7 protein-coding genes and 2 rRNA genes (1 of these 9 cut by a window edge) are annotated in these 7,500 nt (G+C 61.9%); 6 read left to right on the top strand and 3 right to left on the bottom strand.

The genetic code is table 11. From position 1 onward, the window contains the following. Positions 1-310: 310 nt before the first annotated feature. Together OZ403_RS24310 and rrf are read left to right on the top strand one after the other, a co-directional pair. A 23S ribosomal RNA gene (locus OZ403_RS24310) occupies positions 311-3,273 on the top strand. A gap of 161 nt (positions 3,274-3,434) precedes the next feature. Next, positions 3,435-3,551, top strand: a 5S ribosomal RNA gene (gene rrf, locus OZ403_RS24305). A 76-nt stretch (positions 3,552-3,627) separates the two neighbouring features. Here the strand turns inward: rrf and OZ403_RS24300 are convergent. Further along, positions 3,628-3,840 carry an alkaline phosphatase gene (locus OZ403_RS24300; RefSeq protein WP_268781846.1) on the bottom strand — a complete coding sequence of 71 codons (213 nt, stop codon included), beginning with the start codon at positions 3,838-3,840 and terminating at the stop codon, positions 3,628-3,630. Positions 3,841-4,091: 251 nt separating this feature from the next. On the opposite strand from OZ403_RS24300, the gene OZ403_RS24295 reads away from it, so the two are divergent. Continuing rightward, positions 4,092-5,216 (top strand): hypothetical protein, encoded by a 1,125-nt coding sequence (locus OZ403_RS24295; RefSeq protein WP_268781845.1) that lies wholly within the window; start codon positions 4,092-4,094, stop codon positions 5,214-5,216. Positions 5,217-6,027: 811 nt separating this feature from the next. Here OZ403_RS24295 and OZ403_RS24290 read toward each other — a convergent pair. Further along, complete coding sequence (locus tag OZ403_RS24290) at positions 6,028-6,210, bottom strand: hypothetical protein (RefSeq protein ID WP_268781844.1); 183 nt, start codon at positions 6,208-6,210, stop codon at positions 6,028-6,030. 89 nt (positions 6,211-6,299) lie between these two features. Next, positions 6,300-6,581, bottom strand: a complete 282-nt coding sequence (locus OZ403_RS39800; RefSeq protein ID WP_418766432.1) for a hypothetical protein — start codon at positions 6,579-6,581, stop codon at positions 6,300-6,302. On the opposite strand from OZ403_RS39800, the gene OZ403_RS24285 reads away from it, so the two are divergent. The 3 genes from OZ403_RS24285 to OZ403_RS24275 form a co-directional block, all read left to right on the top strand. Then, complete coding sequence (locus tag OZ403_RS24285) at positions 6,571-6,978, top strand: transposase (RefSeq protein WP_140876173.1); 408 nt, start codon at positions 6,571-6,573, stop codon at positions 6,976-6,978. The two genes, OZ403_RS39800 and OZ403_RS24285, sit on opposite strands and share 11 nt — an antisense overlap. After that, positions 6,975-7,319 carry a hypothetical protein gene (locus OZ403_RS24280; RefSeq protein WP_268781843.1) on the top strand — a complete coding sequence of 115 codons (345 nt, stop codon included), beginning with the start codon at positions 6,975-6,977 and terminating at the stop codon, positions 7,317-7,319. The genes OZ403_RS24285 and OZ403_RS24280 overlap by 4 nt, the downstream gene beginning before the upstream one ends. Before the next feature lie 114 nt (positions 7,320-7,433). Further along, a protein-coding gene (locus tag OZ403_RS24275; RefSeq protein ID WP_328285550.1) for an ATP-binding protein crosses the window boundary here: on the top strand, positions 7,434-7,500 show its 5' portion. The gene runs 269 nt beyond the window's last position; only the first 67 of its 336 coding nucleotides appear in the window; the start codon lies at positions 7,434-7,436; the stop codon falls past the right edge of the window.

Raw genomic sequence — 7,500 nt, 5'->3', positions numbered from 1 at the left:
GACGCGCACTGGCAGGTGGCAAACCCAATCAGCTCCACACAAGTTTTCTCTGAAGCTTAGAGAAGCGTTCTTTGACAAGTGCATACGAAGGGTAAGTTCAATTTCTGCTGAGAGAAGTTCTCGCAGAAGCCCTGACGAAAGTACCCAGCTGACGCCGTGAGGCGAAGGTGAGGGGAAGGAGTCAGGTGCTTTTAATCAAGCGTAAGTAAAAAGAAGTCTTCCAGGCTTGCTGCGAAGAGCAGGAGTCTGGGCCTTGGTTTCGAGTTTCGACAATCCGCCGGGAGGCGGGCGTGAAACAAGAGATTAGGGCAAGTAAGCTACTAAGGGCGTGCGGTGGATGCCTAGGTGCCAAGAGGCGATGAAGGACGCGGGTGGCTGCGAAAAGCCCCGGGGAGCTGTCAACCGAGCGTTGATCCGGGGATGTCCGAATGGGGAAACCCAGCGCTGCGAATAGCGGCGTTACCTCTCACTGAATACATAGGTGGGATGGAGCTAACCAGGGGAAGTGAAACATCTCAGTACCCTGAGGAAGAGAAAACAATGAGTGATTCCCAAAGTAGTGGCGAGCGAAATGGGAGAAGCCCAAACCGAAACCACGAAAGTGGCGTCGGGGTAGTGGGTCCACGGTAGGACTTTGACTTGCTAGCGGAAGCCTCTGGAAAGAGGCACCAAAGAGCGTGATAGTCGCGTACGCGAAAGCGAGTTGGAGCTGAGTGGGTTACCCAAGTAGGGCGGGACACGTGCAATCCTGCCTGAATCAGCCGGGACCATCCGGTAAGGCTAAATACTCCTTGGCGACCGATAGTGAACAAGTACCGCGAGGGAAAGGTGAAAAGAACCCCGGTAAGGGGAGTCAAAAGAACCTGAAACCGCATGTCTACAAGCAGTTCGAGCACTACGGGGCAACCCAGTGCGAGAGCGTACCTTTTGCATCATGATTCGGCGACTTAATATACGTAGCGAGGCTAAGCCGTTAGGTGGAGCCGGAGCGAAAGCGAGTCCGAATAGGGCGTTTAGTTGCGTGTATTATAACCCGAAGCGGGGTGATCTACACATGGCCAGGTTGAAGTGCGGGTAACACCGCATGGAGGACCGAACTCGTGAAAGTTGAAAATTTCTGAGATGAGCTGTGTGTAGGGGTGAAAGGCCAATCAAACTCCGTGATAGCTGGTTCTCCCCGAAAGATATTTAGGTATCGGCTCGGGCAATTCAATGCCGGAGGTAGAGCACTGGAACGGCTAGGGGTCTCACCAGATTACCAAACCGTACCAAACTCCGAATGCCGGCAATTGTTATCCCGGGACGCAGTCAGTGGGTGATAACGTCCATTGGCAAGAGGGGAATAACCCAGACCGACAGCTAAGGCCCCCAAATCTAGTCTAAGTGAACACTAGAAAGGATGTGGCAGGTCATTGACAACCAGGAGGTTGGCTTAGAAGCAGCCATCCTTTAAAGAAAGCGTAATAGCTCACTGGTCAAGACAGGCCGCGCCGAAAATGTAACGGGGCTCAAGACTAGTGCCGAAGCTTCGGGTCACACGTAAAACGTGTGGCGGTAGGGGAGCGTCCCAGTTGCAGCGAAGGTCGACTGAAAAGGCGGCTGGAGCGACTGGGAGTGCTGATGCCGAAATGAGTAGCGATAAAGGGGGTGAGAAACCCCCTCGCCGTAAGCCCAAGGTTTCCTGGGTCAAGTTAATCTTCCCAGGGTTAGTCGGAACCTAAGCCGAGGCCGAAAGGCGTAGGTGATGGAAAGCGGGTTAATATTCCTGCACCATCTTGTGAGCGTTGAACTAAGGGAGGACGGAGAAAGCTAGGCGAGCTGACCGGTGGTTGTGTCAGTCTAAAGGTGTAGGGGTGTCGCGTACGAATAAAGGCGCGGCAGTTATCCCCGAGACTCCATGGCGCCCCGTAAGGGGTAAGTCGCTGATGCTCTGCTTCCAAGAAAAGTCCCGTAGGGAGCTTGCAGGGTGTCCGTACCGTAAACCGACACAGGTGGGCGAGGAGAAAATCCTAAGGCGCTTGAGAGAACTCTCCTCCAAGGAACTAGGCAAATTTCCACCGTAACTTCGGAAGAAGGTGGGCCTCTGGTAGGTGAAGGCGTACAGCCGGAGCTGAGAGAGGTTGCAGAGAAATGGCGGTAGCGACTGTTTACCAAAAACACAGGACTCTGCGAAGGCGACAAGCCGACGTATAGGGTCTGACTCCTGCCCGGTGCTGGAAGGTTAAGGGGATTCGTCAGCCGCAAGGTGAAGCGATGATCCGAAGCCCCAGTAAACGGCGGCCGTAACTATAACGGTCCTAAGGTAGCGAAATTCCTTGTCGGGTAAGTTCCGACCTGCACGAATGGAGTAACGACTTCCGCGCTGTCTCGGAGAGGGACTCAGCGAAATTGAAATAGCTGTGCCGATGCAGTTTACCCGCAGCAAGACGGAAAGACCCCGTGAACCTTTACTATAACTTGACAGTGACACTAGGGATTGACTGTGTAGGATAGGTGGGAGCCTTTGAAGCCGGGCCGCTAGGTTCGGTGGAGGCAACGGTGAAATACCACCCTGTTGATTTCTGGTGTCTAACCATGTCCCGTCAGCCGGGATTGGGACACTGTCTGGTGGGTAGTTTGACTGGGGCGGTCGCCTCCCAAAAAGTAACGGAGGCGCGCGATGGTTCCCTCAGCCCGATTGGAAACCGGGCGTCGAGTGCAATGGCATAAGGGAGCTTGACTGCGAGACGGACACGTCGAGCAGGTGCGAAAGCAGGTCATAGTGATCCGGTGGTCCTGAATGGAAGGGCCATCGCTCAACGGATAAAAGGTACTCCGGGGATAACAGGCTTATCTCCCCCAAGAGTTCACATCGACGGGGAGGTTTGGCACCTCGATGTCGGCTCATCGCATCCTGGGGCTGGAGCAGGTCCCAAGGGTTTGGCTGTTCGCCAATTAAAGCGGTACGCGAGCTGGGTTCAAAACGTCGTGAGACAGTTTGGTCCCTATCTGCTGTGGGCGTAGGATACTTGAGAGGCTCTGACCTTAGTACGAGAGGACCGGGTTGGAGGCACCGCTGGTGTACCAGTTGTCTCGCCAGAGGCATCGCTGGGTAGCCATGTGCCGATTGGATAACCGCTGAAAGCATCTAAGCGGGAAACCGACCTCAAGACCAGGTATCCCGGGCGCAAGCCCCTGAAGACCCGTCGAAGACTACGACGTTGATAGGCCGGGTGTGTAAGCGTGGTAACACGTTCAGCTAACCGGTACTAATTGGTCGTGAGGCTTACTTTCCCCATTCTCTTGCATGCCCCCTCAAGGGGAGTAAGGGACTCGGGGCCAAGGCCGAGGCTCGAGTGCTTCACGCACTCGCCTGGAAGACTGAAATACGCACAGCGAGACTTTCGCTCAGCAATGAATTGAAACTTACCCTTTGTATGCACTGTCGCTTGTTTTCCGGTGGCTATGTCGGAGGGGTCCCACCCGTTCCCATCCCGAACACGGAAGTTAAGCCCTCCAGAGCCGATGGTACTTCGCGGGAAACCGCGCGGGAGAGTAGGTCGCTGCCGGATTCTTTTTGAGAAACCCCCGGTGTCCCTCGTGGACACCGGGGGTTTTCTGTTTTGGGCGTCTTGGGTTTTCCGCGCCTCACCGCGAGCGTTGGGCCAGGCGCCGCGTGCGCAGCCGGCGCACGCCCCCCACCGCCAGCAGGGCCGCCGTGGTGGCTAGCACCAACAGGTGCTCGGCCCGCGCGGCTCCTTTCGCCACCGCGTCCACGCTGTGTGAGAAGGCGTAGCCCAGCCCCACCACCACCGGGGCGCTGAGGAATAGCGCCAACCCGTCCCACAGCAGGCCGCCCATCCCTCTTATGCGTTCCACGGCGACTCGCCCGTCGAGTCGGAGACGCGGAGCGTTCCCTGGGCGGAGGCAGAGCTGAAGGAACAAGAGGCGAGCCCATCGCGTGAGTCAGGGAGCCATCGTCAGCGCTTGTCCGGCTGAGGGCGCTGTTGTTGAGATGGATGGATATGGTCGTCCTCTCCCTTCTTCCATGTCTTGCCCTGCTGGCGGCGCCGCCAGCGACTCCCGCGGTTGCATCCACATCCACTCCTTTCATGTCCTGGTTTCATGCTCGTGCGAAGCAGGAGGGCGCCTATCTCATCACGCACTTCCAACTGGAGCTCGACGGGGATGGCCAGGACGACGACGTGGTCTGCTACAGCTTCTTCAAACAGGGCGAGGGCACCACGGGCCCGGTGGTCCTCGTGGGACTTGCCAGCGGGGAGCGCTTTGCCCTCACCGGGGGAGGGATGGGTCCTGGAGCCATGGACCAATGCCCGAGCTCCAGTAGGGGTGGCGGTCCGGAGGTACTCACCCTCGGCCGCAGCGGACTCACTGGATGGTCCGACACTGTTTCCGTCCGCTTCGATCGGAAAGGGCCACTGCTGGTGGGAACCTCCTCGAGCGATCGCTATCACTCGGCGAGTCTGAGCCTGCTGGCGCAGCGTTTCAGCACGTTGAGCCATGAGGACTCGGAGTCCGGGGAGGAGGAGGACGGTTCCGAGGAGCGCCGTCAGTCCGAGCACGCGGTGGTGCTCGCCCCGGGAACAGGAATCCCCGCCGGCCATGCCCCGGTGTGGGTGAGCTGGGGACGGAAGCACTGGAGCGGAAAGGAAGACGCGGACCTGAAGGTACACGCGTTTCGGCGCGGCAACACTGTGACGGTGGTGGCGCAGTTCCATGACGACCACACGGTGGTGGCCACGGACACGAGTCCCAAAGCCATCCTCGGTGCAGACCACCTCGAGCTGTGGTGGAGCGAGCGAGGAGACGTCCACTCCCGCCCGGTGCAACTGGGGGTGGCCCGCACCCAAGAGGGTATCCCAGTGAGCACCTGGTTCCGCCGCCCCGGTCGGAGAGTACCACCGCCCACCGCGCGGTGGGTGACGCCCAACCACGTGGAGGTGGACCTGCCTGTGGCCTGGGTGTTGCCGAAGGCCAGGAGCGAGGAGGAGGACCCGGGCGCGTCCAAGGGGGGCCCATTCACCATCGTCTTCTCCGACAGCGACGGGAAAGGACAGGAGACTCTCGTGTCCACCAGTGACCGGACCCCTGGGCCCTATCTCTACGGACGGCTGGCCATCGCTCCGGAGGGGAGACCGTTCCCCGCGCTCTGGGGGGGAGACCTCCACTGGGAGCGTGTCGGCAAGCGCACCACGCTGCGGAGCCTCGTCTGGTAGGTATCACCACCGTCGGAACTTCGCTCGTCCTCCAACACGCGGCGGGTGGCGGAGCCGATACGCTCCCTGGGACGTATCGGCGGGATAGAAGCCATGTTGAGGGGGAGGGCTGGCGCGGAGGGGCCGAGGAGGGCCGCAGACAGGGGCAGCCCGAGCAGTGCGCCCGGCCGGTGGAGAGGTCGCGCAGCCCCTTGGGGTACACGCCGGCCCTGGCCAGGCTCCCATGCGGTGCGCGGCAGGGGGCTCGCTCTCTTGGCTGTGGCAGCTTGAGCCGCAACACCACGCGGCCTGCAGGGCTCTCGCGCCGGGGCCAGGCGCGCACCTGCCGTGGGCATGCCCAGGTGCTCCAGAAGCGCGCGCACCCCTCCCACTTCCTTCACGTACGCCAGCACCCGCCGCCTGCCTCCACAGCTCACGCACGCGAACACGTCGAAGTCGAACGTCCTCCTGAGCAAACCCGCCCAGTCCACCGTAACTGTTCGCCGAGCCTCGTCGTGACGGAATGCCGCCCCCCGTGAGACCTCCCGTGGCCACACATCTGGAGGCGGGCCGTGGAGATTGAGAAGGAGTTGGAGCAGTTCCGTCTGGAGGCGCAGCGGCTGAAGGCCGGGCGGCGGAGTGGTTCATTGCCGTTCCTCGAGGAGCTACGCGCCTTCGCGGTGCGCTATGCGGAGCATCTGGTAGCGGCAGTCGCGAGCATGGCGGCCGCACAGAAGCTGGGCGTGTCGGAGCTGACTCTGTGTAGGAGTTCGCCGTGCCCCGTCTGGACACAGCGCCGGACCAACCGGGAGCGCGGCGACGGCAGCGGTCGTCAGTCCTGGCGGTGCGGGAGCGTGATGGTGCCCGGGTTCTCGATGGCGGCGAGCACGGCGCGGCGCAGGTCGTGGCCAGGGGCCTCCCCGGGCAGGCGCGCCGTCTCGATGAGGGAGTAGAAGAGAGCGGCCACCTCGGTGCCTCGCTGGGACTTGCTGCCGTAGTGGTTCCTGCGACTCACCACCATGTCGCGAAGCTGCCGTACGACGTGGTTGTTATCGAGGGACACCTCGGGGGCGCGCAGGAAGACGGTGAGCCCGTCCCACAGCTTCAGTATGTACTCGAGGGTCGAGGGCCTTGCGTAAGGCCCTGCCGGGAGCGGCCCTCTGGGCCAGGGTCCACTGGCGGATGCGCTCCACCACGGGGGCGGAGTGTCTTTGACGCACGGCGAGCCGGTGCGCGAGCGCGGCCTGGCGCACCAGTTCCGTCAGGGCTGACCAGCCGGGCAAGGCAGGGCAGGTCCGCTTCAATGGCATACAGCTCGCCGATGAGCTCCAGCACCTCTTCGCATGCGGGCTCGAAGGGCTGCGCCCCGAGGAATTTGCGACGCACGTGGGCCCAACTCTCGTCTACCGCCGGCGGTGACCACTTCCACCAGCGCGCGACGCTCAAGCCCCTGCCTACGCGCCCCTACCAGCTGGCCTTCTGGAAGAAGGCGCGGATGAATATCGACTACCACGTCGAGTTGGAGGGCCACTGGTACAGCGTGCCGTACACACTGGTGGGCAATCCGGTGGAGGTGCGTCACACGGAGGGCTGCGTCGAAGCCTTCCTCGCGGGCCGCAGGGTGGCCAGCCATGTGCGCAGCGCGCAGCCGGGGCGCTTTTCAACCCAACCCGAGCACATGCCCGCCCCCACCGGCAGCACGCCGAGTGGACGCCCTTGCGTCTCACTCGCTGGGCCGAAGGCGTGGGCCCCTCGTGCGCGAAGCTGGTGGAGGAACTCATGACGAAGCGGCCCCACTCGCAGCAGGGCTTTCGCTCGTCGCTGGGCGTGCTGCGCCTGGCCGACGAGAAGAAGCACGGCAAGGCCCGCGTGGAGAATGCGTGCGCCCGGGCACTGCGCCACCGTGCCGTCAGCTACAAGTCCGTCGTCGTCATCCTCCAGCACCGCCTTGAGGACGCCGACGAGAAGCATGCCGACAAGGGCGCGGTGCCCGAGCACGAGAACGTGCGCGGCGCCCACTACTACCACCGACTGCACGCACGGCCTCGTGGCCGTGCGCGGACATTGCCCGTCGGTGCTGGCTTGCGTCTCCCAGACTCGACGGTGGTCTTCGCGCGCGTATGAGGGCGCGCGCAGACTGGACACCGAGACTGATGGAGAAGAAGGAATGCTCGTGGACCAGACGCTGGAGAAACTCAACGCGATGAAGCTGCACGGCATGGCCAACCACCCGACGAACTGGCCCTGGCCTGGGCAGACGGGACGCTCCCGCACGCGCTCAAGCGGCTGGCCAAGGCCCAGGTGC

Origin of the sequence: Myxococcus sp. NMCA1, from assembly GCF_026810205.1 — a bacterium.
Taxonomy (GTDB): Bacteria; Myxococcota; Myxococcia; order Myxococcales; family Myxococcaceae; genus Myxococcus; species Myxococcus xanthus_A.
Note: the sequence above shows the minus strand (reverse complement) of the source record. Positions and strands in the feature narration are given on the sequence as shown.